This window comes from Actinosynnema sp. NPDC091369 (genome assembly GCF_044757065.1).
GTDB lineage: Bacteria > Actinomycetota > Actinomycetes > Mycobacteriales > Pseudonocardiaceae > Actinosynnema.
Genome location: NZ_JBIVUG010000013.1, coordinates 69,597 through 96,501, shown reverse-complemented (window position 1 = coordinate 96,501; position 26,905 = coordinate 69,597). Strand labels below are relative to the sequence as shown.

Here is a 26,905-nt window from a genome sequence, read left to right as displayed (position 1 = left end):
CGCCCCCCCGCCCCGCCCCCCCCGGGGGGCGCGCCCCCCCCCCCCCGGGGGGGGCCCCCCCCCCGGGGGGCCCCCCCCCCCCGGGGGGGGGGGGCGCCCGCCCCCCCCCCCCCCCCCCGCGGGGGGGGGGGGGGCCCCCCCCGCCGCTCATCACCGCGCGTGACGTCACCGCGCCCCCGATCTGTTCTGTGCTGCCTAGAAAGGGCTGCGCTCATGGCGAAGAAGACCAAGCCCATCCTCGTGCTCGGCGCGACCGGCAAGACCGGCCGCAGGCTCGTGCCGCTGCTGCGGGACAAGGGCCTCCAGGTGCGGGCCGCGAGCCGCACCGGCGACGTCCGCTTCGACTGGGACGACGAGACCACCTGGGGCCGGGCGTTGACCGGCGTCGGCGCGGTGTACGTCGTCGACCAGCAGGACAAGCCCGGCCAGTGGGACGCCGAGGGGATGATCGCCCGGTTCTACGACAAGGCCGTCGACCTCGGCGTGACCCGGATCGTCGCGCTCCAGGCCAGGCCCGCGGGCCTGATCGGCGGCAAGGACCTGCACGCCGGCACCGAGGCGGCACGCGCGTCCGGTGTCGAGTGGACGGTGCTGCGCCCCTGCTGGTTCAACCAGAACTTCGACGAGGGCGTGCTGCTGGACAGCATCCGGGCCGGCGAGCTGCCGCTGCCCGCGGGCACGGGCGCCGAGGCGTTCATCGACGTGGCCGACGTCGCCGAGGTGGCCGCCGCCGCGCTGACCGAGGACGGTCACTCCGGGCGCGTCTACAACCTCAGCGGCCGGGTCGCGCTGACCTTCGCCGAGGCCGTCGACATCATCGGTCACGCCATCGGCCGCGAGGTGAAGTACGTGCCCGTGTCGCAGGAGGACTACGAGGCCGAGCTGGTCGAGTTCGGCGTGCCCACCGACTACGCCCGGTTCATCGGCGAGCTGACCGCGCGGATCGACCACGGCACCAGCGGTGCCGTCACGTTCACCGTCGAGCAGGTGACGGGCCACCAGCCGATCGCGTTCGAGGACTTCGTGAAGGACGCGGCGAGCCGCGGCGTGTGGAACCCCGCCTGAGGGGTGGCTGGGCGAGGCCCGACGCCGGATCGCCGACGCGCGGGGGAGGGACGCCGATGACCGGCAGCCCTTCCCCGCGCGTCGGCGATCTCGGGCGACCACGAGCCGGTCCGGGTGGCGCGGCGGTCCCGGTGCCGCACGACGAGAACGGGCCTTGCCCCCTGGGTAACGGGGACAAGGCCCATCTGCCGTGCACTAGAGCGTCGACGCGGGCTCCGACAGCTCCGCCGGTTCCGGCGCCTGCCAGAACACGCTGCTCAGGTCCATCCCGCGCAACACCTGGACGCGCCACGGGATGAGCTTGATCAGGCCGAACTTGGGATCGGTGTGGTCGCCGCGCCAGAAGTTCGCCGGGTCGTAGCCGACGCCGGGCGGGCTGCCCTTCTTGTAGAGGTCCCAGATCTCGCGCCGGACGTCCTGGTCCTCGTCGATCCACTCGGCCGTGCAGTCGGCGAACACCGCGTTCTGCTTGGGGCTCCAGTAGGAGATCGTGGTGTGCGGGTTCCGCCGCAGGTGGGCCACCTTCACCGGCGTCTTGTACGCCGCGATCCACCCGACCGGCAGGCCGTCGCGGACCTCCCAGATCGGCAGCAGAACCCTCGAACGGGGCCGGTTCTTGCTGTCCACCGTGGTCATCGTGGCGTAGACGATGTCCTGGATGTAGGCGAGGAAAGGCTCCTGAAGGTCTGAGAACGACTTGACCGTCCTCATCGTGCCCCCTTGTTGCGCGGTGCTGTCGTGACAGCGTTGACATGCGTTTCGATCAATACTGGCGGGCATCGGGACGCTCGGTAAGGACGCACTTTGAAGTTACCGAGGCACTTCCCGATGCCGTACCCCGCCGCAATGCCCTGATCGAGTGACAAGGCGACGTCCGCGCCGCGGCTCCGGGTCACAGCGGCGTGTTGCCGTGCTTGCGCCGCGGCGCCTCGGCGCGCTTGTCGCGCAGCATGGTCAGCCCCCGGGCGATCGCGGCCCGCGTCTCCGCCGGGTCGATGACGTCGTCGACCAGCCCGTGCTCGGCGGCGTGGTAGGGGTGCATCAGCTCGGCCTGGTAGTCGGCGACCAGCGCCGCGCGCAGCCGGACGGGGTCGTCGGCCGCGGCGAGCTCGCGGCGGTGCAGCAGGTTGACCGCGCCCTCGGGGCCCATGACGGCGATCTCGTTGGTCGGCCAGGCCAAGGACAGGTCCGTGCCGACCGAGCGCGAGTCCATGACGATGTAGGCGCCGCCGTAGGCTTTGCGCAGGATGACCTGGATGCGCGGCACGGTGGCCTCGCAGTAGGCGTAGAGCAGCTTCGCGCCGTGCCGGATGGCGCCGCCGAGCTCCTGCTCGCTGCCGGGCAGGAACCCGGGCACGTCGACCAGCGACACGAGGGGGATGCCGAAGGCGTCGCAGAACCGCACGAACCTGGCGGCCTTCTGCGACGCGGTGGTGTCGAGCACGCCGGCCAGCACGACGGGCTGGTTGCCGACCACGCCGACGACCTGCCCGTCGACGCGGGCGAGCGCGCACACGACGTTGCGCGCCCAGTGCTCGTGGACCTCCAGGTACTCGCCGTCGTCCACGATCTCGGCCAGCACGGCCCGGATGTCGTAGGGCTTGTTCGGCTCGACGGGGACGATGTCGGCCAGGCGCGGTCGGTGGTCGGTGTGCGCGCCGCGGGAGGGCAGCGCCGGCGGCGGTTCCAGGTTGTTCGACGGCAGCAGGGCGAGCAGTTCGCGCACGCCGTCCAGGCAGTCGACCTCGTCGTCGTAGACGAAGGAGGCCACGCCGGAGCGCGAGCCGTGCACGTCGGCGCCGCCGAGGTCGGCGTGGCTGACCCGCTCGCCGGTGACCTGCGCGACGATGTCGGGACCGGTCAGGTACATCTGCGCGGTGTCGCGGACCATGAAGGTGAAGTCGGCCAGGGCGGGGGAGTAGGCCGCGCCGCCCGCGGACGGCCCGAGGACGACGGCGATCTGCGGCACCACGCCCGAGGCGCGGACCTGCCGCTGGAAGATGCCGCCGTAGCCGTGCAGCGCCAGCACGCCCTCCTGGATGCGTGCGCCGCCGCTGTCGTTGAGCCCGACCACGGGCGAGCCGGTCGAGACCGCGAGGTCCATCACCTTCTGGATCTTGGCCGCGTGCGCCGCGCCGAGCGAGCCGCCGGAGATGGTGAAGTCCTGCGCGTAGACGAACACGCGGCGGCCGTCGACCGTGCCGCACCCGGCGACCACGCCGTCGGTGTGCGCGCCGGTCGTGCCCCGCCGGTAGAGGTCGACCTCGACGAACGAGCCGACGTCCAGCAGCAGGTCGAGCCGTTCCCGGGCGGTGCGCTTGCCCAGCTTGTGCTGCCGGGCCACCGCTTCGGGGCGTCCCGCCGCGATCCGCGAGCGCTGCCTGTCGTGCGCCTCGCGCAAGCCCGCCATCGACCGCCCGGACGCCGGGGCGGCGCTCTCGGGGGCGGGTTCGGCGTCCGACGTGAGGCGGACGGGCACGAAGTCGAGTTCCGAGGTGCTCACCCGGACACCACCTCGTGGAAGCCGCCCTGGTAGAACAGCAGGGCGCGGTCGCCGACGCCGTTCTCGCACGCCAGCACGCGGCCGAGGAACAGCGAGTGGTCGCCCGCCACGTGCACGTCCAGCACCTCGCACTCCAGCCACGCCAGCGCGCCGGTGAGCAGCGGCGCGCCGGTCTGCGGGCCCTCGACCCAGTCGACGGCGTCGAACTGCGCCGGGCCGAGCGGGCGCTTGCGGTCGGCGAAGTAGCGGACCAGGCCCTCCTGGTCCGCGCCCATGATCGACACGCCGAACCGGCCCGATCCGCTCAGCGCGCTGTGCATGACCGCCGAGTGCGCGATGCAGCAGTGGACGATCGGCGGCTCCAGCGAGATCGAGCCGAACGCGTTGGCGGTCATGCCGTGGACGTGGTCACCACCCACGGTGATCACCACCACGCCGGTCGCGAACCGGCCCATGACCGAGCGCAGGCTCGAAGGCGTCACGGCGTCGGGCGTGGCCAGGTCGCGGTCCGCACGATCTACGACCTGTGGAGGGACGTGCACTCTCTCGGACATCTGCGGCTATCCCCTCGTCTCGGCGCGGTGCGCTCGTGCGCTGCCGGAGTCCACAAAGGACTTGATCTGGGTCCGGATGGTCCGAATGTAGCCGTGGCCGGTCGTGCTGCCTCCACCAGCGAGTAACAGCACTCTCACGCAGCGCGGCAAGAGTGTCCGGTTACCGCCCGCGACCTACCTTCCGCTGGGAACACAAGCGAACCATCGGTCAGCTGGGTCAGGAAAGGCGGTCGCCGCATGGACCACCCCACAACCGGGCACCTGTCGGCGCCGGGCGGGCACCAGGAAGCCGTCGCGGTCATCGGGATGGCGGTCCGCCTGCCGGGAGCGGACGGGCCACCGGCGTTCTGGGACCTCTTGCGCGACGGCCGCGACGCCATCACCACCGCCCCCGAGGGGCGGTGGGACCAGGCCGCTCCGGGCATCGACCGCGGCGGCTTCCTGGAGGCGGTCGCGGACTTCGACGCCGGGTTCTTCGGCATCTCGCCGCGCGAGGCCGCGGCGCTGGACCCGCAGCAGCGGCTGGTGCTGGAGCTCGCCTGGGAAGCCGTCGAGGACGCCCGCATCGTCCCGGCCCACCTGCGGGGCAGCCGCACGGCGGTGTTCGTCGGCAGCATCCGCGACGACTACGCCGGCCTGCTGTACCAGCACGGCACCTCGGCGATCACCCAGCACACGGTGACCGGCACGCACCGCGGCATCATCGCCAACCGCGTGTCCTACGCCTTCGACCTGCGCGGACCCAGCGCCACGGTGGACGCCGCGCAGGCGTCGTCGCTGGTCGCGGTCCACCTGGCGGCGGAGAGCCTGCGCGACGGGACGGTGGACCTGGCGCTGGCGGCGGGCGTGAACCTGAACCTGCTCGGCGAGCAGACCGTCAGCCTGGAGCGGTTCGGCGCCCTGTCACCCGACGGCCGCAGCTACACCTTCGACGCGCGGGCCAACGGCTACGTGCGCGGCGAGGGCGGCGCCGTGGTCGTGCTCAAGCGGCTCAGCCAGGCCATCGCCGACGGCGACCCGGTGTACGCGGTGGTGCTCGGCAGCGCCGTCAACAACGACGGGGCCACCGAAGGGCTCACGGTGCCCAGCGAGCACGCGCAGGCCGAGGTGATCCGGGAGGCGTTCGCCGACGCGGGCGTGGACCCGGCGCGGGCGCAGTACGTGGAGCTGCACGGCACCGGCACGCCGGTGGGCGACCCGATCGAGGCCCGCGCGCTCGGCGCGGTCATGGCCGGGCGCACCGACCCGCTGCTGGTCGGCTCCGCCAAGACCAACGTCGGCCACCTGGAGGGCGCGGCGGGCATCGTCGGCTTCGTCAAGGCGGCGCTGGCGATCCGCCACCGGGCCCTGCCGCCGAGCCTGAACTTCGAGACGCCGAACCCCGACATCCCGCTCGACGAGCTCAAGCTGCGCGTGCACACCGAGCTCTCGCCGTGGCCGCGCCCGGAGGAGCCGCTGGTCGCGGGCGTCAGCTCGTGGGGCATGGGCGGCACGAACGCCCACGTGGTGCTCGCCGAGGGGCCGCGCGTGCCCGAAGTAGAGACCCCGGCCACCGACCAGGTGGTGCCGTGGCTGCTGTCCGGCCGCAGCCGGTCCGCCCTGACCGGTCAGGCGCAGGCGTTGGCCCGGCACCTCACCGATGAGCGGGCGGTGGACGTGGCGTGGTCGCTGGCCACCACCCGTGCCGCGTTCGAGCACCGCGCCGTCATCGTCGGCTCGACCCGGGAGGAGCTGGACGCCGGGCTGGCCGCGCTGGCGGCGGGCGAGGCGACGGCCGACGCCGTGCAGGGCGCGGTGGGCGACCCCGGTCGCAGCGTGCTCGTCTTCCCCGGCCAGGGCTCGCAGTGGGCGGGCATGGCCGTGGAGCTGGCGGAGTCCTCGCCGGTGTTCGCCCGCGCCCTCGGCGAGTGCGCCGAGGCACTGTCCGAGTTCACCGACTGGTCGCTGCTCGACGTGCTCCGCGGGGTGGAGGGCGCTCCCGGCTTCGACCGGGTGGACGTGGTCCAGCCCGCCCTGTTCGCCGTGATGGTGTCGTTGGCGAAGCTGTGGCGGCACAACGGCCTGCGGGTCGACGCCGTCATCGGCCACTCCCAGGGCGAGATCGCCGCCGCGCACGTCGCCGGCGCGCTCACGCTGACCGACGCGGCACGCGTGGTCGCGTTGCGCAGCAAGGCGATCCGGGCGCTGGCGGGCACCGGCGGGATGGCGGCGGTGTCGCTGCCCGCGGACCGGGTGGCCGAGCGGGTCGCCGAGCACGGTGGCCGCGTCTCGGTGGCCGCGGTGAACAGCCCCACGAACACGGTCATCGCCGGCGACCCCGCGGCCCTGGCCGAGATCGTCGCCGAGTACCAGGCGCAGGACGTGCGCGCCTCGGTCATCGCGGTGGACTACGCCTCCCACTCGGCGGACGTGGAGAGCCTGAAGGAGGAACTGCTCGACGTCCTCGCCGCCGTGCGGCCCAGGACCTCGGAGATCCCGTTCTACTCCACGCTCACCGGTGGGCTGGTCGACACCGCGTCGATGGACGCGGGCTACTGGTTCTCCAACCTGCGCCACCAGGTCCGCTTCCACGAGACGGTGCAGGTGCTGCTGGCCGACGGGCACCGGACGTTCGTCGAGGCGAGCCCGCACCCCGTGCTGACGCACGCGATCAGCGACACGATCGACGCCGAGGAGGTCGACGGCGCGGCGTTCGGGTCGCTGCGCCGCGACGACGGCGGTCCGCGCCGGTTCCTGCTGTCGATGGGCGCGGTGCACGCCCACGGCGTGCCGTTGGACTGGGCGTCGGTGTTCGACGGCGCGGACCCCCGCGTGGTCGACCTGCCGACCTACGCGTTCCAGCGCCGCCACTACTGGTTCACCGGCTCCGGCTTCACGCCCAAGGAGGCGTCGGGCACGCCCCGCCCGGTCGAGCTGGAGGAGGGCGACGACGCCACGGTGGAGCTGCGCGCGAGGCTGGCCGGCCTGCCGGACCGCGAGCGGCTGCGCGTGCTGGTGGACGTGGTGCGCGCGCAGGTCGCGCCGGTGCTGGGCTTCGACGGCGCGTCCGCGGTGGAGACCGACAGGACGTTCAAGGAGCTCGGCCTGGACTCGGTCACCTCGGTCGAGTTCCGCAACCGGCTCAGCGCCGCCACCGGCCTGAAGCTGCCCGCCGCCCTGACGTTCAACCAGCCGACGCCGCAGGCGCTGGCCCGCTACCTCGACGGCGAGCTCACCGGCGGGGCGGCGCAGGTCGCCCCGGTGACCACCCGCCCGGTGGCGGCGTTGGACGAGCCGATCGCGGTGGTCGGCATGGCGTGCCGCTTCCCGGGCGGGGTGCGCTCGCCGGAGCAGCTGTGGGAGCTGGTGCGCGACGGCGTGGACGCCATCTCGGAGTTCCCGACCAACCGCGGCTGGGACACCGCCGCGCTCTACGACCCGGACCCGGACAAGCAGGGCTCGACCAACGCCCGCTACGGCGGCTTCCTGCACGACGCCGACGAGTTCGACGCCGCGTTCTTCGGCATCAGCCCGCGCGAGGCGACCGCGATGGACCCGCAGCAGCGCCTGTTGCTGCAAGTGGCGTGGGAGGCGTTCGAGCGGGCCGGGATCGACCCCGAGACGTTGCGGGGAAGCAACACCGGTGTGTTCGTCGGCGCGATGACCCAGGACTACGGGCCGCGCCTGCACCAGGGCGCGGACGGCTACGACGGCTACCTGCTCACCGGCAACCAGGTGAGCGTCGCCTCCGGCCGGTTGGCCTACACCTTCGGGCTCGAAGGCCCGGCGCTCACCGTCGACACGGCGTGCTCGTCGTCGTTGGTCGCGGTGCACCTGGCCGGCCAGGCGCTGGCCCGCGGCGAGGCGTCGATCGCGCTGGCCGGTGGCGTGACCGTGATGTCCACGCCCGGCATCTTCGTGGAGTTCTCGCGGCAGCGCGGCCTGTCGCCCGACGGCCGGTGCAAGGCGTTCTCCGCGGACGCGGACGGGACGGGCTGGTCGGAGGGCGCGGGCCTGCTGGTGCTGGAGCGGCTGTCGGACGCCAAGCGCAACGGCCACCCCGTGCTGGCCGTGATCCGCGCGTCCGCGGTGAACCAGGACGGCGCGTCCAACGGCCTGACCGCGCCCAACGGGCCGTCGCAGGAGCGGGTCATCCGGCAGGCGCTGGGCAAGGCCGGCCTCTCCCCGGCCGACGTCGACCTGGTGGAGGCGCACGGCACGGGCACGACGCTGGGCGACCCGATCGAGGCCCAGGCCCTGCTGTCGACCTACGGCCGGGACCGCGAGCAGCCGCTGTACCTGGGCTCGCTGAAGTCCAACATCGGCCACACCCAGGCCGCGGCCGGTGTCGCGGGCATCATCAAGAGCATCGAGGCGATCCGGCACGCCACCGTGCCGCGGACCCTGCACGCGGACGAGCCGTCACCGCACGTGGACTGGACGAGCGGCGCCGTGCGGCTGGCCACCGAGACCGCGCCGTGGCCGGAGCTGGACCGGCCGCGCCGCGCGGGCGTGTCCTCGTTCGGCATCAGCGGCACCAACGCCCACGTGATCATCGAGCAGGCGCCCGAGGCGGCGACGACCCCGGCCCCCGAGCGGGTGGTTCCGGCCACGCCGCTGCCGTGGGTGCTGTCCGGTCGGGGCGCCGGCTCGCTCGCCGCGCAGGCGTCCCGGCTGCGCGAGTTCGCCGAGTCCGGTGTGGACCCGCTGGACGTCGGCTGGTCGCTGGCCACCACGCGAGCCGCGCTCGACCACCGCGCGGTGGTGTGGGGCGACGACCACGAGGCGCTGCTGGCCGCGCTCGACACCGTGGCCGCCGGGAAGTCCGGCCCGACCGCGGTCACCGGCCTGGCCTCCGCCGTGCGCTCGGCGTTCCTGTTCACCGGTCAGGGTGCGCAGCGGGTCGGCATGGGTCTGGCGCTGGCCGAGGCGTTCCCGGTGTTCGCGGAGGCGTTCGAGGAGGTGTGCGCGGCGCTGGACCCGATGCTGGACCGGCCGCTGCGCGAGGTGATCGCCGACGGCGTCGACCTGGACGAGACCGGCTACACCCAGCCCGCGCTGTTCGCCGTCGAGGTCGCCCTGTTCCGGCTGGTCGACTCCTGGGGCGTGCGACCGGACTTCCTGGCCGGGCACTCCATCGGCGAACTGGCCGCCGCGCACGTCGCGGGCGTGTTCTCCCTGGTCGACGCGGCACGCCTGGTCGCCGCGCGCGGCCGGCTCATGCAGGCCCTGCCCCGCACCGGCGCCATGGTCGCGATCGAGGCCACCGAAGAGGAGGTGCGGGCCGAGCTGGTCGACGGCGTCGACATCGCCGGGATCAACGGCCCCACCGCGATCGTCGTCGCCGGCGAGACCGCCGCCGCCGAGGCGCTCGCCGCCGCCTTCTCCGCCCGCGGCCGGCGCACCAAGCGGCTGGAGGTGAGCCACGCGTTCCACTCGCCGCTCATCGAGCCGATGCTGGAGGAGTTCGCCGCGGTCGCCGAGGGCGTGCTGTACTCCGCGCCCCGGGTGCCGATCGTGTCCACGGTGACCGGCCGGCTCGCCGACGCGGCCGAGCTCACCACCCCGGGCTACTGGGTGCGGCAGGCGCGGGCCGCGGTGCGGTTCGCCGACGCCGTGCGCACGCTGCTGGACGAGGGCGTGACCGCGCTGCTGGAGCTGGGCCCGACGGGCGTGCTGTCGGCGCTGGTCCCGGCCATCGCCGCCGAGGTCGAGGGCGTGGTGGCGGTGCCGCTGCTGCGCGCCGACCGGGACGAGCCGCGCTCGGCGCTCACCGCGCTGGCGCAGGTGTTCACGGCGGGCACGGGCGTCGACTGGGCCGCGCTGTACGAGGGCACGAACGCGCGGCGCGTCGAGCTGCCGACCTACGCGTTCCAGCCCAAGCGGTTCTGGCTCACCGCGCCCACCGGTGGCGACGTGTCCGAGGCCGGCCTCGTCTCGGCCGACCACCCGCTGCTGGGCGCGGCGGTCGACCTGGCGGGCGGCGACCGGCTCGTGCTGACCGGTCGGCTCGGCCTGCACTCGCACGGCTGGCTCGCCGACCACGCCATCGCGGGCTCGGCCGTGCTGCCCGGCACCGCCTACCTGGAGCTGGCGCTGTCGGCCGGCGAACGGGTCGGCGCGGACCGCGTGGTGGAGCTGACCCTGGCCGCGCCGCTGGTGCTGCCCGCGCAGGGCGCCGTCCACGTGCAGGTCGTGGTGGACGAGCCGGACGAGCTGGGCTACCGGTCCTTGCGGGTGTACGCGCGCCGCGAGGAGGAGGGCGCCGAGTGGGTCGAGCACGCCACCGGTGTGCTCGCCGCGGCCGACGACACCGCCGCGGTGGACCTCGGACCGTGGCCGCCGACCGGCACCGAGGTCGACCTGACCGACGTCTACCCGCGGCTCACCGGGCACGGCTACGGCTACGGGCCCGCGTTCCAGGGCCTGACGAAGCTGTGGCGCTCGGGTGACGACCTGTACGCCGAGGTCGCGCTGCCCGCCGACCAGCGTGCGGCGGCCGGGTCGTTCGTGCTGCACCCGGCCCTGCTCGACGCCGCGCTGCACCCGCTGCTGCCGGGCGTCGCGGACGAGGGCAGCGGCACGTTCCTGCCGTTCGCCTGGTCCGGGGTGAGCGTGCGGGCGGCGGGCGCGCGGACGCTGCGCGTGCGGCACCGCGTGACCCGGCCCGACCCGGACACGGTGGTGGTGGCGGTCGACGCGGTCGACGGCGCGGGCGCTCCCGTGCTGACGGCCGAGTCGCTGGTGCTGCGGCCGGTGTCGCCGGAGGCGTTGCGCGACAACGGGCCCGGCAAGCTGCTGCGCCTGGAGTGGACGCCGGGCGCGACCGGCGAGCCGGTGCCGTGGACGGCGGTCGGCGCGGACGGGTTCGAGGACGTCTTCAGCCTGCCCGCCGACGCGGCGCCCCACCGCACCTACCTCGACCTGCCCGACCTGGCGCAGGCGCTGACCGGCGACGACGTGCCGCGTCACGTCGTGGCGCTGCTGCCCGAGCCGGGCGACCGGCCGGTGGACAGCGCGCACCGCGTCACCAGGTCGGTGCTGGAACTGCTCCAGCTGTGGCTCGCCGACGACCGGCTGGCGGGCGCGACGCTCGTCGTCCTCACCCGCGGCGGCAGCGGCGCTCCCGGCGCCGACCACCTGCACCACGCCGGCGCCTGGGGTCTGGTGCGCAGCGCCCAGTCCGAGAACCCCGGCCGGTTCGTCCTGGTCGACCACGACGGCCACCCCGACTCGTGGCAGGCGCTGCCCGCGGCGCTGTCCTCCGGCGAACCGCAGCTGGCGCTGCGCGAGGGCGCGGTGCTGCTGCCGCGCCTGGCGAAGGCCGCGGCCGGTGACGCGACGGTCGACTGGGCCGGCGGCACGGTCCTGATCACCGGCGGCACGGGCGCCCTCGGCGCGCTGGCCGCCAAGCACCTGGTCCGCGAGCACGGCGCACGCGACCTCCTGCTGGTCAGCCGCCGCGGCCCGGACGCCCCGGGCGCGGCCGAACTGGTCGCCGAGCTGGAGGCCGAGGGCGCACGCGTCGCGGTCGCCGCCGTCGCCGTGGAGAACCGCAAGGCGCTGGCCGCGCTGCTCGCCGACCACCCCGTCAAGAGCGTCGTGCACACCGCCGGCGTGGTGGACGACGGCGTGGTCACCTCCCTCGACGGCCGCCGCCTCGACGCGGTGCTCAAGCCCAAGGTCGACGCCGCCTGGCACCTGCACGAGCTGGTCGGCGACGTGGCCGCGTTCGTCCTGTACTCCTCGGTGGCAGGCACGTTCGGCAACCCGGGGCAGGGCAACTACGCGGCGGGCAACGCGTTCCTCGACGCCTTGGCGCACCACCGCCGCGCGCAGGGCCTGCCCGCCACGTCGGTGGCGTGGGGCCTGTGGGAGGAGACCAGCGGCATCACCGGCACGCTCAGCGAGACCGACCGGCAGCGCCTGGCCCGCAACGGCGTGCTGCCGCTGCCCGGCGCGGACGGCCTGGCGCTGTTCGACGCCGCCGTCGCCTCGGACGAGGCCGCGGTGACCGCCGCCGTGCTGGACCACGCCGCGCTGCGCGCCCAGGGCGAGCGGATGCCCGCCGTGCTGCGCGGCCTGGTCGGCACGACGCCCGCGGCACGGCGTGCGGCGGCCGAGGAGGCCGCGCCGGGCGACGGGTCGCAGCTGACGCAGCGGCTGGCCGGGCTGTCGGCCGCCGAGCGCGAGACCGCGGTGGGCGAGCTGGTGCGCGCCACCGTGGCCCAGGTGCTCGGGCACGCCGACGACTCCGGCGTGGACATGGCTGCGGCGTTCAAGGAGCTGGGCTTCGACTCGCTGACCGCGGTCGAGCTGCGCAACCACCTGACCGCCTCGACCGGGCTGCGGCTGCCCAGCACGCTGATCTTCGACTACCCGTCACCCGCCGCGGTGGCCGGCTACCTGGCGGGCCAGGTGTCCCCGGTCGAGCAGGCCGCCGAGCGGACGGCGGCGCGCGTCGACGCCGACACCGACGACGACCTGATCGCCGTGGTCGGCATGGCCTGCCGGTTCCCCGGCGGCGTGCGGTCGCCCGAGGAGCTGTGGGCGCTGGTGCGCGACGAGGTCGACGCGGTGAGCGAGTTCCCGGCCGACCGCGGCTGGGACATCGCGAACCTGTTCGACCCCGACCCCGACCAGGCGGGCAAGACCTACACCCGCAACGGCGGCTTCCTGCACGACGCCTACGACTTCGACCCGGAGTTCTTCGGCATGTCGCCGCGCGAGGCGCTGGCCACCGACCCCCAGCAGCGCCTGCTGCTGGAGGTGGCGTGGGAGGCGTTCGAGCGGGCGGGCATCGACCCGGCCTCGCTGCGGGGCAGCCAGACCGGCGTGTTCGCGGGCGTCATGTACACCGACTACACCGAGCAGTCGGGGCAGCTGCCGGCCGAGCTGGAGGGCTACCTGGCCAGCGGCACGGCGGGCAGCGTGGCGTCCGGCCGCCTGGCCTACACCTTCGGGCTCGAAGGCCCGGCGCTGACCATCGACACGGCCTGCTCGTCGTCGTTGGTCGCGGTGCACCTGGCCGGCCAGGCGCTGCGGTCCGGTGAGACGGACCTGGCGCTCGCGGGCGGCGTCACGGTGATGTCGACGCCGAACCCGTTCATCGAGTTCTCGCGGCAGCGCGGCCTGTCGCCCGACGGCCGGTGCAAGGCGTTCTCGGCCTCGGCCGACGGCACGGGCTGGTCGGAGGGCGCGGCGCTGCTGGTGCTGGAGCGGCTGTCGGACGCCAAGCGCAACGGCCACCCGGTGCTGGCGATCGTCAAGGGCAGCGCGGTCAACCAGGACGGCGCGTCCAACGGCCTGACCGCGCCCAACGGGCCGTCGCAGGAGCGGGTGATCCGGCAGGCGCTGGGCAAGGCGGGCCTGTCGCCCGCCGACGTGGACCTGGTGGAGGCGCACGGCACGGGCACGACGCTGGGCGACCCGATCGAGGCCCAGGCCCTGCTCGCCACCTACGGCCAGGGCCGCGACCCGGAACGCCCGCTGCGCCTGGGCTCGCTCAAGTCCAACATCGGCCACACCCAGGCCGCGGCCGGTGTCGCGGGCATCATCAAGACCATCGAGGCCATGCGCCACGGCGTGATGCCCAGGACGCTGCACGTCACCGAGCCGTCCCTGCACGTCTACTGGGACGCGGGCGCGGTGTCGCTGCTGACCGAGGCGACGCCGTGGCCGGAGCTGGACCGGCCGCGCCGCGCGGGCGTGTCCTCGTTCGGCATCAGCGGCACCAACGCCCACGTCATCATCGAACAGGCCCCGGCCGCCGAGCAGTCGCCCGCGCCGCAGTCGGCCCCGGTGGTGCCGTGGTTGCTGTCGGGCAAGACGCCGCAGGCGTTGCTGGCGCAGGCGGAGTCCTTCCGCGGGTTCCTGGCCGACCACCCGGAGGTCACCCCGGCCGACGTCGCGTTCACCCTCCTCACCCGCCGCACCACGCTGGAGCGCCACGCGGTGCTCGTCGGTTCCGACCTCGGCGACTTCGAGGCGCAGCTGGCCGCGGTCGACCCCGAGCGGGCCGGGCGCACCACCGGCGGTGGCCGGCTCGGGTTCCTGTTCACCGGTCAGGGTGCGCAGCGGGTCGGCATGGGTCTGGCGCTGGCCGAGGCGTTCCCGGTGTTCGCGGAGGTGTTCGAGGAGGTGTGCGCGGCGCTGGACCCGATGCTGGACCGGCCGCTGCGCGAGGTGATCGCCGACGGCGTGGGTCTGGACGAGACCGGCTTCACCCAGCCCGCGCTGTTCGCGGTGGAGGTGGCCCTGTTCCGGCTGCTGGAGTCGTGGGGCGTGCGGCCGGACTTCCTGGCCGGGCACTCCATCGGCGAGCTGGCCGCCGCGCACGTGGCCGGGGTGTTCTCCCTCTCGGACGCGGCCCGGTTGGTCGCCGCGCGCGGCCGGCTGATGCAGGCCCTGCCGCGCACCGGCGCGATGGTCGCGGTCGAGGCCACCGAGGAGGAAGTGCGGGCCGAGCTGGACGGCCTGGTCGGCGTGGTGGACGTGGCCGCGGTCAACGGCCCGCGCGCCGTCGTCCTGGCCGGCGAGGAGGAAGCCACCCTGCTGGCGGCCAAGCAGTGGGAGAACCGCAACCGGCGCACCCGCCGGCTCACGGTCAGCCACGCGTTCCACTCGCCGCTGATGGAGCCGATGCTCGGCGAGTTCGCCGACATCGCCCGCTCCGTCGACTACCAGCGGCCGCGCCTGCCGATCGTGTCCACCGCGACCGGCGTGCTCGCCACCGACGAGCTGGCCACACCCGGCTACTGGGTGCGGCACGTGCGCGGCACGGTCCGCTTCGACCAGGCCGTGCGGACCCTGGCCGCCCAGGGCGTGACCACCTTCCTGGAGGTCGGGCCGGACGGCGTGCTCACCGCGATGGCCGCCTCGGTGCTCGACGCCCTGGCCGACAACCGCGACCGGGCGGTGCTGGCGTCCGTGCGGCGCGATCGGCCGGAGGCGGAGACCGCGGTCGGGGCCCTGGCCGGGCTGCACACCCGCGGCGTGGCCGTGGACTGGTCGGCGTTCTTCGCCGGCACCGGCGCGCGGGCGGTCGACCTGCCGACCTACGCGTTCCAGCGGCAGCGGTACGCGCTGGTGGTGAACAACGCGGCCAACCAGGCGGCGGCCGCGGCGGCGTGGCAGCCGGTGACCCTCGACGCCTCCGCCGCCGAGGTCGCCGTGCTCGACCTCGGCCACGGCGTCGCCGACCTCGCCGGCGCGGCGGTGGTCACCGCGGTCGACGCCGTGCCCGCCGACGCGGAGGTGGTCGTGCTGCCGCTCGCGGTGCACGTCACGCCCGCCGAGGACGAGTCCGCCGACGACCGCTACGCCCGCACCCGCGAGACCCTCGACCTGATCCAGGGCTGGGACCTGCGCGACACCCGCCTGGTCGTGACCACCACGGGCGTGGCGCCCGCGAGGCCGACCGACGAGGCGCCCGGTGACGGCAGGCTCGCGTGGAACCTGCTGCGGGCCGCCCAGGCCGAGAACCCGGACCGCGTGCTGCTGGTCGACTTCGACACCGAGCGCGCCGACCTGGCCGCGGTGACCGCCCTGGTGGCGGCCGACGTGCGGCTGGCGGCGGTGCGCGACGGCGCGGTCCTCGTGCCGCCGCGCGTCGAGGAGCCCGCCACCGGCTCCGAGCCGCGGACCACCGAGCTGCTGTCGGCGCTCGCCGCGGCGCCCCCGGCGGGGCACCGGCCGATCGTGCTGGCCGCGGTGCGCGCGCAGATCGCGTCGGTGCTGGCCCTGCCGGACCCGGCGGCCGTCGAGGAGGACCGGGCGTTCCAGGAGCTCGGCTTCGACTCGCTGACCGCGGTGGACCTGCGCAACCGGCTCAGCACGGCCACCGGCGAGAAGCTGTCGGCGACGGTGGTGTTCGACCACCCGACGCTGGGCGCGCTCACCGATCACCTGCTCGACCTGGTCGCCCCCGCCGCGACGGACCCGACCGTCCCGCTGCACGCCGAGCTGGACCGGCTGGAGCACCTGCTGGCGGGCGTGCCCCGCGGCGGGGACGGCGACGGCGTGGCGGACCGCCTGCGCACGATCCTGGCCCGCCTCACCGAAGCGGACGCCTCCGCCACCGACACGCCGGACGCGGCCGAGCAACTGGCCGACGCCTCCGCCGACGACCTGTTCGCGTTCATCGACAACGAACTCGGCAGTCCTGGCCTGGGCCGCACCGCGGGCTGACCGCCCGACCGACGACATCCCGGAGAACCCGCATGTCCAACGAAGAGAAGTTGGTCGAGTACCTGAAGAGGGTCACGGTCGACTTGCAGAAGGCGCGTCAGCGGCTCGCCGAGCTGGAGTCCGGCCGCGAGGAGCCGGTGGCGATCGTGGCCATGGCCTGCCGGTTCCCCGGCGGTGTGTCCTCACCCGAGGACCTGTGGCGGCTGGTGTCCGACGGCGAGGACGCCATCACGCCGTTCCCGGACGACCGGGGCTGGGACGTGGACGCCCTCTACGACCCCGAACCCGGTCTGCCCGGCAAGTCCTACTCCAAGCACAGCGGGTTCATCGCCGACGCGACGAGGTTCGACGCCGAGTTCTTCGGCATCAGCCCGCGCGAAGCCCTGGCGATGGACCCCCAGCAGCGGGTGCTGCTGGAGGTGGCGTGGGAGGCGTTGGAGCGCGCCCACCTCGACCCGGCGGCGTTGAAGGGCACGAAGACCGGCGTGTTCGCGGGCATCGTGACCCAGAGCTACCTCGGGTTGGGCGGGCCGACCGAGCTGGAGGGCTACCTCACCACGGGCAGCCTCGGCAGCGTCGCGTCCGGCCGCGTCGCCTACTCGCTCGGGCTCGAGGGCCCGGCGGTGTCGGTGGACACGGCGTGCTCCTCCTCGCTGGTCGCCCTGCACCTGGCGATGCAGTCGCTGCGCCAGGGCGAGTCCACGCTCGCCCTGGCGGGCGGCACCACCGTGTACGGCAACCCGTCGGCGTTCGTCGACTTCTCCCGCCAGCGCGGGCTCGCCCCCGACGGCCGGTGCAAGTCGTTCGCCGAGGCGGCCGACGGCACGACCTGGTCCGAGGGCGTGGGCGTGGTCGTGCTGGAACTGCTGTCCGAGGCCCGCCGCAACGGCCACCAGGTGCTCGCGGTCATCCGGGGCTCGGCCGTCAACCAGGACGGCGCGTCCAACGGCCTCACCGCGCCCAACGGACCGTCCCAGCAGCGGGTGATCCGGGCGGCGCTGGCCAACGCCCGGCTCTCCGCCGGTGACGTCGACCTCATCGAGGCGCACGGCACCGGCACCCGGTTGGGCGACCCGATCGAGGCGCAGGCGCTGCTCGCCACCTACGGGCAGAACCGCACCCGCCCCGCGTGGTTGGGCTCGCTCAAGTCCAACATCGGCCACACCGTGGCGGCGGCGGGAATCGCGGGCGTCATCAAGTCGGTGCTCGCGATCCGGCACGGCGTGATGCCCAAGACCCTGCACGTCGACCGGCCGACCCCGGTCGTGGACTGGTCGGCCGGCTCCGTGGAGCTGCTGACCGAGGCGCGGCCGTGGCCCGAGACCGGGCAGCCGCGCCGGGCCGCGGTGTCGGCGTTCGGCGTGAGCGGCACCAACGCGCACGTCATCCTGGAGGAGGCGCCGGCGTTCGACGAGCCGGAACGCGAGGTCCACCCGCCGCTGCCGCTGCACGCGGTGCCGGTGTCGGCGCGGTCGTCGTCGGCGCTGACCGCCCGGGCGACCGGCCTGCTCGACTGGTGGGCCGAGCGGCCCGAGGTCGACGCCGCCGCGCTGGCCCGGTCGGCGGCCACCACCCGTTCCGCCCTGTCGCACCGCGCGGTGGTGCTCGGCGACTCCCGCGCCGAACTGGAGGAGGGGCTGCGCGCCCTGGCCTCCGGCACGCCCCACCCGCTGGTGGTCACCGGGTCGCCGGTGACCGGCAAGTCGGCGTTCCTCTTCACCGGTCAGGGCGCGCAGCGGCCCGGCATGGGCGTGCGCGCGGCGGCGGCGTTCCCGGTGTTCGCCGAGGCGCTGGCCGAGGTCGAGCAGGCGCTGCGGCCGCACGTCGACCTGCCGATCCGGCAGGTGATGGCCGGCGACGACCCCGCCGTGCTGCGCGACACCGGTTACGCCCAGCCCGCGCTGTTCGCGCTGGAGGTGGCGCTGTTCCGGCTGCTGGAGTCGTGGGGCGTGCGACCGGACTTCCTGGCCGGGCACTCCATCGGCGAGATCGCCGCCGCGCACGTCGCCGGGGTGCTGTCCCTGGACGACGCGGCGGCCCTCGTCGGCGCCCGCGCCCGGCTCATGTCCGCCCTGCCCGCCGGCGGGACGATGGTGGCCGTGCGCGCCTCCGAGGACGAGGTGCTGCCCCTGCTCGCCGGCCACGAGGCGGCCGTCGGCCTGGCCGCCGTCAACGGACCGGACTCCGTGGTGCTCTCCGGTGACGCCGAGGCCGTCGCCGCCATCGCCGACGCGCTCGCCGCTCGTGGCCGCAAGACCAAGCCGCTCACCGTCAGCCACGCCTTCCACTCGCCGCTGATGGACCCGATGCTGGCCGAGTTCGGCCGGGTCGCGGAGTCGCTGACCTACCACGAGGCGACCGTCCCGATCGTCTCCACGGTGACCGGCGCGCTGGTCACGGACGAACTGCGCGACCCGCGGTACTGGGTGCGGCACGTCGCCCGGACCGTGCGGTTCGCCGACGGCGTGCGCGCCCTGCACGAGCTGGGCGTGACCACGTTCGTCGAACTCGGTCCCGAAGGCGTGCTCAGCGCCCTGGTGCAGAACGTGCTGGACGCCGACGTGGCCGTGCCGACCATGCGCGGCGACCGCGACGAGTCGCACACCGTCGTCGGCGCGGTCGGACGCCTGCACACCCGCGGTGTCGCCGTGGACTGGCACCGGTTCCTCGGTGGCGCGGCCGACGTGCCGGACCTGCCGACCTACCCGTTCCAGCGGCAGCGGTTCTGGCTGGAGCACAGCGGCGTCGACGCCGACGTGTCGGTGCTGGGCCTCACGCCGGTGGACCACCCGCTGCTGGGCGCGGCGATCCCCATCGCGGGCACGGGCGAACTCGTGGTGACCAGCCACGTGTCCGTGCGCACCCACCCGTGGCTCGCCGACCACGCGGTGGACGGCGTGGCCGCCCTGCCGAGCGCCGTGCTGGTCGAGCTGGCCGGCCGGGCGGGCGACGAGCTGGGCTGCACCCGGTTGGACGAGCTGACCGCCACCGGGCCGCTGCGCCTGGCCCTGGACAGCGGCCTGGCGATGCAGCTGACGATCGGCGCGGCCGGTCCCGACGGCACCCGTGCCCTGACCGTGCACACGCGGTCGGGTGGCCCGGATGCCGAGTGGGAGCCCGTGGCGCGCGGCGCGTTGGGCGTCGAGCGGTTCTCCGCCGCCGTCGAGCCGGTCGGCGACGGGGTGACCGTGTCGCTGCCGGACTCGCTCCAGGCCGACGCGGCGGCCTACAACCTGCACCCCGTGCTGCTCGACGCGGCGGTGCGGGCGGTGGGCGGCGGCCTGGTGGCGGGGGACTGGCGCGGCATCCGGCTGCACGCGGTCGGGGCCACGACGGTCGTGGTGCGTAGCGTGCGCGAGGACGACCGGCTGGCGCTGCACCTGACCGACCTGGCCGGTCAGGTCGTGGCGACCGTCGACTCGGTGACGCTGCGGCCCCCGTCGATCCCGGTGCTCGACCGTGCGGCGACGGCGTTGTTCGACGTGGCCTGGGAACCGGTGGACCTGCCGGCGGCGACGGTGCCGCTCGCGGTGCTGGACATCGGGCTGGGGTTGCCGGAGCTGGACGTCCCCGTGGTGACCTCGCTGGACGCCGTGTCCGGGGTGGACGCCGTGGTGGTGCCGTTCCTCGGGACCACCGAGGACCCGCTGGACCGGGTGTTCACCGACACCCGTGCGGCGCTCGACCTGGCGCAGCGCTGGCTGGCCGACGACCGCTTCACCACCACCCGCCTGGTCGTGCTGACGTCGGGGGCCACGCCGGCGCACGCGCAGACCTCGGTGCACACCGCGCCGGTGTGGGGGCTGCTCAAGTCGGCGCAGGCGGAGAACCCGGGCCGGATCACGCTGGTGGACGCGACGGGCCCGGTCACGGCCGCCGCGCTGTCCACCGCGATCGCCTCCGGCGAGCCGATGGTGGCCCTGGGCCCGGACGTCCGCGTGCCGCGCCTGGTCCGCGTGTCGAAGGGGTCGTCGGGTGGTCGAGCGCACGCCTCGGCCCACGGCAACGGCGCGCTGCCGTTCGACGGTCCGGCGTCCGCGAACGGCCTGGGCCACGCGAACGGCTCGGTCGCCGGTAACGGCTCCGGCCACGCGAACGGCTCGTCGTCCGCGACCGGCTCGGGGTTGTCCACAGGTAACCGGCCGGGAACCCCGGAATTGTCGGACCCCGCCGGTACCATCAAGACAGGGGTCCCCTGGCGGGGACGCCTGCGCAGCGCCGGCTCGGTGCTGATCACCGGTGGCACGGGCGCGCTCGGCGCGTTGTTCGCCCACCACCTGGTCGCCGAGCACGGGGTCCGCGAGCTGGTCCTCGTCAGCCGACGTGGCCCGCAGGCACCCGGTGCGACCGAGCTCGAAGCCCGGTTGGCGACCCTCGGCGCGGTGGTCGAGGTGGTGGCGGCCGACGTCACCGACGCCGAGGCGCTGGCCCGCGTCGTGGCGGACCGCGGGATCGACCTGGTCCTGCACACCGCCGGCGTGCTGGACGACACCGCGCTCCCGACGCTCACCCCGGAACGGCTCGACGCGGTCCTCCTGCCCAAGGTCACCACGGCCTGGCACCTGCACCGCCTGCTGCCCGACGCCCACCACGTCCACTTCTCCTCCATCGCGGCCACCATCGGCGGCCCAGGGCAGGCGAACTACGCGGCGGCCAACACGTTCCTCGACGCCGTCGCGCACCTGCGGGCGGGACAGGGCAGGCGCACCACGTCGATCGCCTGGGGCCTGTGGTCCATGCCCACCGGCATGGGCGGCGGCCTGTCCGAAGTGGACCTGGCCCGCATCGCCCGGTCCGGGTTCCGGGCCATCACCGAGCAGGACGGGCCCGCCCTGCTGGACGCCGCGCTGGACACCGGCCGCCCGACCGTGGTCGTCACCCCGCTCGACCTCGCGGCCATCCGCGCCTCCGGGCAGGTCCAGCCGCTGTTCTCCGGGCTGGTCCGCACCCCGGTCCGCCGCCGCGCGGGCAACGAGGCGGCGACCGCGCCGGCGATCGACCGGCTGGCGGCGCTCAGCCCGCGCGACCGGTACGCCCTGCTGCTGGAACGGGTCGGTGCGGAGGTCGTCGCGGTCCTCGGCCTCGACGCGCCGCCCGAGCCCACCAGGCCGTTCCCGGAGCTGGGCTTCGACTCGCTGACCTCGGTGGAGCTGCGCAACCGGCTCATCGCCACGATCGGCGCGCCGCTGCCCGCGACCCTGGTGTTCGACCACCCCACGCCGCACGCGGTCGCCGAGTTCCTCCGCGACACCCTCGTGCCGACCGCCGACGCGCCGGTCCGCGCCGAGGTGGACTTCGAGGCGGAGGTGCGCCTGGCGGACGACGTGCGCCCCGCGCCGACCGTCGCCACGTTCGCCGACGACCCGCGCGAGGTCCTGCTCACCGGCGCGACCGGCTTCCTGGGCGCGTTCCTGCTCCGCGACGTCCTGCGCACCACCCGGGCCCGCGTGCACGCCGTGGTGCGCGCCGACGACCCGGCGCAGGGCCTGCTGCGGATCGCGGAGAACCTGCGGTGGTACCGGCTCGACGGCGAGGTCGACCTGACCCGCGTCGTCGTGCACCCCGGCGACCTGGCCCTGCCGAAGCTCGGCCTGTCCGACGAGGTGTACGACGAGCTGTCCCGCACCGCGGACGTGGTGTTCCACGCCGGCGCCACGGTGAACTGGTTGCAGCCCTACACCGCGCTCAAGCCCGCGAACGTCACCGGCACCGAGGAGGTGCTCAGGCTCGCCGCCGCGCACCGCACCGTGCCGGTGCACTTCATCTCCTCCACGGGCGTGTTCGACCAGCCGGTGACGGCGGGCGTGCCGCTGGGGGTGGACGACATCCCCGGCCCGCCGGAGGTGCTGTCCAACGGCTACCGCCAGTCCAAGTGGGTGGCCGAGCGGATCATCGACCTGGCCCGCGACCGGGGCCTGCCGGTGTCGGTGCACCGGGTCGACGTGGTGTCCGGCGACCAGGTCAACGGCGCCTGCCAGACCAAGGACTTCGTGTGGCTCGGGCTGAAGGGCATCCTGCAGAGCCGCGCCGTCCCCGCGGACCTGGCGGGCCTGTTCCACCTGGTGCCGGTCGACTACGCGAGCGCGGCGATCACGCACCTGGCGACGCGCCCGGAGGCGGCGGGCCGGACGTTCCACCTGTCCAACCCCCACACCGTCACCTACCGGCAGATGATCGACCACCTGCGCGACCTGGGCCACGCGCTGGAGGAGCTGCCGTGGCCGGAGTGGAGCGCCCGCGTGCGCGCCGACCGGGACAACGCCCTGCAACCGCTGCTCGACTCGTTCGAGGCGATCGCGGCGATGGGCGAGGGCGCGTACCCCGACTTCGACGTCTCCGACACCCGGGCGGCGCTGGAGGGCAGCGGCATCACGTGCCCGCCGATGACCGCGGAGCTGTTCGCCAAGTACGTCGGATTCTTCACCGACGCGGGTTACTTCCCCCGCGCGGACGCCGAGAACCTGCGTTAGGAGAGACCGTGGGCAAGATCAAAGTCCTGTTGACCGGCGGGCCGCCGACCCTGCGCGAAGCCGACCGCATCCACTTCGTCGCCGACCTGGGGGACAAGGTCAAGCTCCCCTCCGGCAACGGCTACGAGCACTTCAGCGCGAACGGTGAGTCGCTCACCGTCGACAACCTCGAACTGCCGGTGTTCGCCTGGTGCGGCCGGACGAAGATCGCCGAGTAGGAGCCCTCGATGAACGAACCGCTGCGGGTGCACGACATCCCCACCGACGACCTGACCAAGCAGACCGAGCTGTTCCTGCGCGCGTTCAACTCCGGTGACCACGCCACGATCGAGCGCATGTACAGCCCGGACGCGGTGTCGGTCTGGAAGCCGGGCGAGGAACCGGTGGCCGGCGACGCGCGGCGCGCCAACGTCGCGGAGTTCCTGGCGTTCGGCGTGCCGATGAAGGCCCGCACCAAGGGCATCTACGTGAACGGCGACATCGCGCTGCTCATCGTGGACTGGGCCATCCAGGGCACGTCCCGCACGGGTGAGCCGATCGACCTCTCCGGCACCGGCACCGACGTGATGCGCCGGGGCCGGGACGGTCGGTGGCGCTACGTCATTGACAACGCCTATGGGGGCTCGGACGCCTGACCGGAGCGCCGGCGTCGCGGGCTGCCTCAGCTGTCCGCGACGCCGGCCCGTGCGGCCGAACGGCCTGGTGCGCGGCAGCCACCGGGACGGTCCGCGGCGCCGATTCGCGCAGCGGCACGCGTGAAGCCGGACGAATGCCGGGGATTGACAGTTGACCGGTGCGCGCACGGGTTTTACCGGCCCGCGGACGTCACCGCACCCGCGGCCCGGAATTCGGGATAAGATTTAGCTATTACCTCCGCGCGCGAGGGTCCGGCCCGGTGTCGTTTTAGTCCGCCCGACACTCCGGGGGGTGCCGCGAGCACCGCGCCGACCTGTGGCCCGATTGACCACGGAGTGTGATGTCACGGATATTGTTCGCCCTTCCGGTGGGGCGGTCTGCCACGCTAAGTAATTACAACGTGCGAGCTTGCGGATTTCCGTATGTCCGGATCGGGAGGTTTGCTCCCGGGCTCCGACCAGCCCGGCCGGTCCCGGTCACGGGCCCTACCACGGCGTTTCCCCGTCTGCGCCGGTGGGCGCGCCCGTCGGGCCCCCGCCGGCCGCCGGTCTTCGGGCAAACACGCGCTCCGGTGTTGTGCGGAGCACTCTCGCTTTCCTCAAGGGCGGTGGCTATCATCACGTCGGGTAACATTGTTGGCTAAGCCATCTGAATAGCCTCGTGGCGCAGCGAAGATACCGTGAAGAATCAGACGGTCGTGAAGCGGAGGTGGCGTGTCGGGGCAACACGACACCTTCGACGTTGTTCGCTCGCAATGGGTCGCACTTCCACCGCCAGGGCCGGCACGAACGGCGTCCGCGTTCCGCGGCGGCGCCGGTATCGGGGCCGGCACCGGGTGAGTCGCCGGTGAGCGAACAACGCGCGGCGGGGTACGCAGGCGCCCGGTTGCCGGCACGTGGTCGCGCGGTGACCACGGCCCGCCGTGGCGCCTGTCACACTCCGCTGGATTTTCCGTGGCAGGTCGGGACTGCCGTGTCCCGCCGCGGTGACGGATGAATAGGAGCTGGGGGACGGTATGCGGTTTCGGATGTTAGGGCCATTAGAAGTCTTAGACGGGGACCGGGCGGTCGGGCTCGGCGGCACGCGGCAGCGGGCCACACTGGGATTCCTGCTGCTGCACCTGAACCGGGTGGTGGCCACGAGCCAGCTGCTCGACGCGCTCTGGGCGGACGAGGCGCCGGTGTCGGCGCGCAAAATACTGCAGAACGCGATCTGGGGACTGCGGGGCGCGCTGTCCTCGTCGGGCCGCACGTCGGAGTCGGCGGCCCTGATCACGCAGATGCCCGGCTACATGCTGAGCACCGATCCGTCGCAGGTGGACCTGCACGGGTTCCACCGGCTGGCCGAGCAGGGCCAGGCGCTGCTCGCCTCGCGCAACTTCGAGGAGGCCAGCCGGGTGCTGAACCAGGCGCTCGGCCTGTGGCGCGGTCCCGCGCTGGCCGACCTGGTGGAGACCGGCCTGGCGTGGCCGGAGCTCAACGTCCTGGAGAACCTGCGGCTGGACGTGCTGGAGGACTACTTCGAGGCCGAGCTGTCGTGCGGCCGGCACCACCTCGTGCTGGGCAAGCTGGAGCGGACGGTCGAGGCGAAGCCGCTGCGCGAGCGGTCGTGCGGCCAGCTGATGCTCGCGCTGTACCGGTGCGGGCGGCAGGCCGACGCCCTGAACCTGTTCAGCCGGGTGCGCTCGGCGCTGGTGGAGGAGCTCGGCCTGGAGCCGTGCCGCGAGCTCCAGATGCTCCAGCACGCCATCCTCACCCACGACGAGACGCTGACCTTCACCTCCGTGGGCCTGCGCGAGGCGATCCCGCTCCAGGTGAACCGCCGCGCCCTGCAACAGGTGCCGGAGGCGGTCGGCGTCGGCGCCCACGTGGCGTCGTCGCACCACGGCACGTCCTCGTTGCTGCTGGAGACGCCGCCGGTGCTGGTCGAACCGGTGACCGCACTCGAACCCCTGACCCCGCCGGAGCCGGAGCCGGTGGAGCGGTCGGTGCCGTTGCAGCCGTTCGCCTCGTCCGCGGTGCCCGCCCAGCGCAAGCAGGTCAGCGTGCTCATGGTGCACACGTCGGTGGAACTGGGGGTCGAGCGCAGCCGGTTCGCCGTGCTCGACGGCATCGCCGACACCGTCCGGGAAGGCGTGGAGTACTTCGGCGGCACGGTCGCGGCGTCCATCGGGTCCGTGACCATGGCCCTGTTCGACGTGCCGCGCCAGATCGACAACAGCGTGGAGCGGGCCGTGCGGGCGGCCTTGGCGATCAGGGACTGCCTGGACGCCCAGCTGGAGGCGGTGGCGGGCGCGCAGGTCGTGGTGCGGGCCGCGGTGACGACCGGTGAGGCGCTGGTGCGGTACCAGGCCACCGAGACGGGCGCGCCGCTCAGCGTGAACGGCGAGCCGGTCGAGGAGTGCCAGGCGGTGCTCAACCACGTGCCCAGCGGCGAGACGTGGATCTCCGACTCGGCGCGGAGCGAGACCCTGCTGACCGTGCTGTGCCACCAGATCGCGGAGCACCCGCAGCTGTGGCAGGTGGACGGCGTTCGGCCGGAGTCGATCCCGCACCACAGCGTGCCGGTGGTGGACCGGGAGCCGGAACTGGAGTTGCTGCGCGGCCTCATGGACCGCACCATGCACCGCGCCACGCCGCACCTGGTCACGGTGCTGGGTGACGCCGGGGTGGGCAAGACGCGGTTCCTGGTGGAGTTCCAGCGGCGCGTCGTCGGCCACCCGACGGCCGGGCAGTTCGTGCTGGCGCACGCGTACTGGCCCGACCAGGACGGGATCCGGGCGTTGCAGGCGGAGAGCGTGGCCTCGTGCTGCGGCATCGGCCCGCGCGACGACTCCTCGACGATCCGCGACAAGCTGGGCGCCACGGCGAAGCGGCACCTGCCGCCGAACCGGGCGCAAGCCGTGTGGGACATGCTCATGTGGCTCGTCGCCCCCGAGTGCCCGACCACCGCCGCGACGATGACCGACGAGATCACCGCGGCGTGGCGCGAGCTCATGGGCGCCGTGGCGCGGGACCGCGGCATGGTGCTGGTCATCGACGACGTGCAGTGCGCCGACGACCGGTTGCTCGCGTTCATCGAGGGCATCGCCGGGTCGTTCGCCGGGTCGCGGCTGCTGGTGCTCGCGGCGGCCCGGTCCGACCTCCTCGAACGGCGCCCCGAGTGGGGTGGTGGGCTGACGCACGCCACGACGTTCACGCTGGACCCGCTGTCGGACGAGGCGATAGACCGCCTCCTGGAGCTGCTGCTGACCCACGGGGAGTCCGGGCCCGACGGGTCGCCGGACGCGCCGGCCCTGCTCACCCCGGTCAGCGGCCACGAGCGGGACGCCCGACGTGAGCACGTCAGGATGCTGCTGTGCCTCGACCGCCGGATGCTGACCGATTCGGCGGCGCAGATCAGGTCGAGCTGACGGTGGTCCGCCGCCGGTAACCGGCGACTCACCGGTCCGGCGGCGCGGCTCGATTACCGTGCCGTTCCCAGCTGATTATTATCGTTTGGTTAGCATT

The 26,905-nt window shown here is 74.1% G+C and carries 8 protein-coding genes and 1 pseudogene; 6 read left to right on the top strand and 3 right to left on the bottom strand.

The features are described 5' to 3' along the window. The first annotated feature begins 213 nt into the window (after positions 1-213). Complete coding sequence (locus ACIQMJ_RS33880; protein ID WP_499765067.1) at positions 214-1,065, top strand: NAD(P)H-binding protein; 852 nt, start codon at positions 214-216, stop codon at positions 1,063-1,065. 195 nt (positions 1,066-1,260) lie between these two features. Here the strand turns inward: ACIQMJ_RS33880 and ACIQMJ_RS33875 are convergent, their stop codons facing one another. From ACIQMJ_RS33875 to ACIQMJ_RS33865, 3 genes are all read right to left on the bottom strand, one after another. Beyond that, a complete protein-coding gene (locus ACIQMJ_RS33875; protein WP_499765066.1) occupies positions 1,261-1,776 on the bottom strand; it encodes a pyridoxamine 5'-phosphate oxidase family protein in 516 nt (171 codons plus the stop codon). Positions 1,777-1,957: 181 nt separating this feature from the next. Next, positions 1,958-3,475, bottom strand: coding sequence for an acyl-CoA carboxylase subunit beta (locus ACIQMJ_RS33870; RefSeq protein WP_499765165.1), 1,518 nt, complete (start codon positions 3,473-3,475; stop codon positions 1,958-1,960). 89 nt (positions 3,476-3,564) lie between these two features. After that, positions 3,565-4,122 carry a flavin reductase family protein gene (locus tag ACIQMJ_RS33865; RefSeq protein ID WP_499765065.1) on the bottom strand — a complete coding sequence of 186 codons (558 nt, stop codon included), beginning with the start codon at positions 4,120-4,122 and terminating at the stop codon, positions 3,565-3,567. A gap of 237 nt (positions 4,123-4,359) precedes the next feature. Here ACIQMJ_RS33865 and ACIQMJ_RS33860 point away from each other — a divergent pair, with 237 nt between their 5' ends. The 5 genes and pseudogenes from ACIQMJ_RS33860 to ACIQMJ_RS33840 all read left to right on the top strand — a co-directional run bounded on the left by ACIQMJ_RS33860 (position 4,360) and on the right by ACIQMJ_RS33840 (position 26,808). Continuing rightward, the gene (locus tag ACIQMJ_RS33860) at positions 4,360-16,290 is read left to right on the top strand and encodes an SDR family NAD(P)-dependent oxidoreductase (protein ID WP_499765064.1); all 11,931 of its coding nucleotides are present in this window, start codon (positions 4,360-4,362) and stop codon (positions 16,288-16,290) included. Between the two features lie 41 nt (positions 16,291-16,331). Next, a pseudogene (locus ACIQMJ_RS33855) lies at positions 16,332-22,760 on the top strand (type I polyketide synthase); the annotation flags it as partial. 8 nt (positions 22,761-22,768) lie between these two features. Continuing rightward, the gene (locus ACIQMJ_RS33850) at positions 22,769-22,978 is read left to right on the top strand and encodes a DUF5988 family protein (RefSeq protein ID WP_499765063.1); all 210 of its coding nucleotides are present in this window, start codon (positions 22,769-22,771) and stop codon (positions 22,976-22,978) included. 9 nt (positions 22,979-22,987) lie between these two features. Beyond that, entirely contained in the window at positions 22,988-23,395 is a 408-nt protein-coding gene (locus ACIQMJ_RS33845) for a YybH family protein (protein ID WP_499765062.1), read from the top strand. Positions 23,396-24,423: 1,028 nt separating this feature from the next. After that, a complete protein-coding gene (locus ACIQMJ_RS33840; protein ID WP_499765061.1) occupies positions 24,424-26,808 on the top strand; it encodes an ATP-binding protein in 2,385 nt (794 codons plus the stop codon). Positions 26,809-26,905 lie beyond the last annotated feature (97 nt).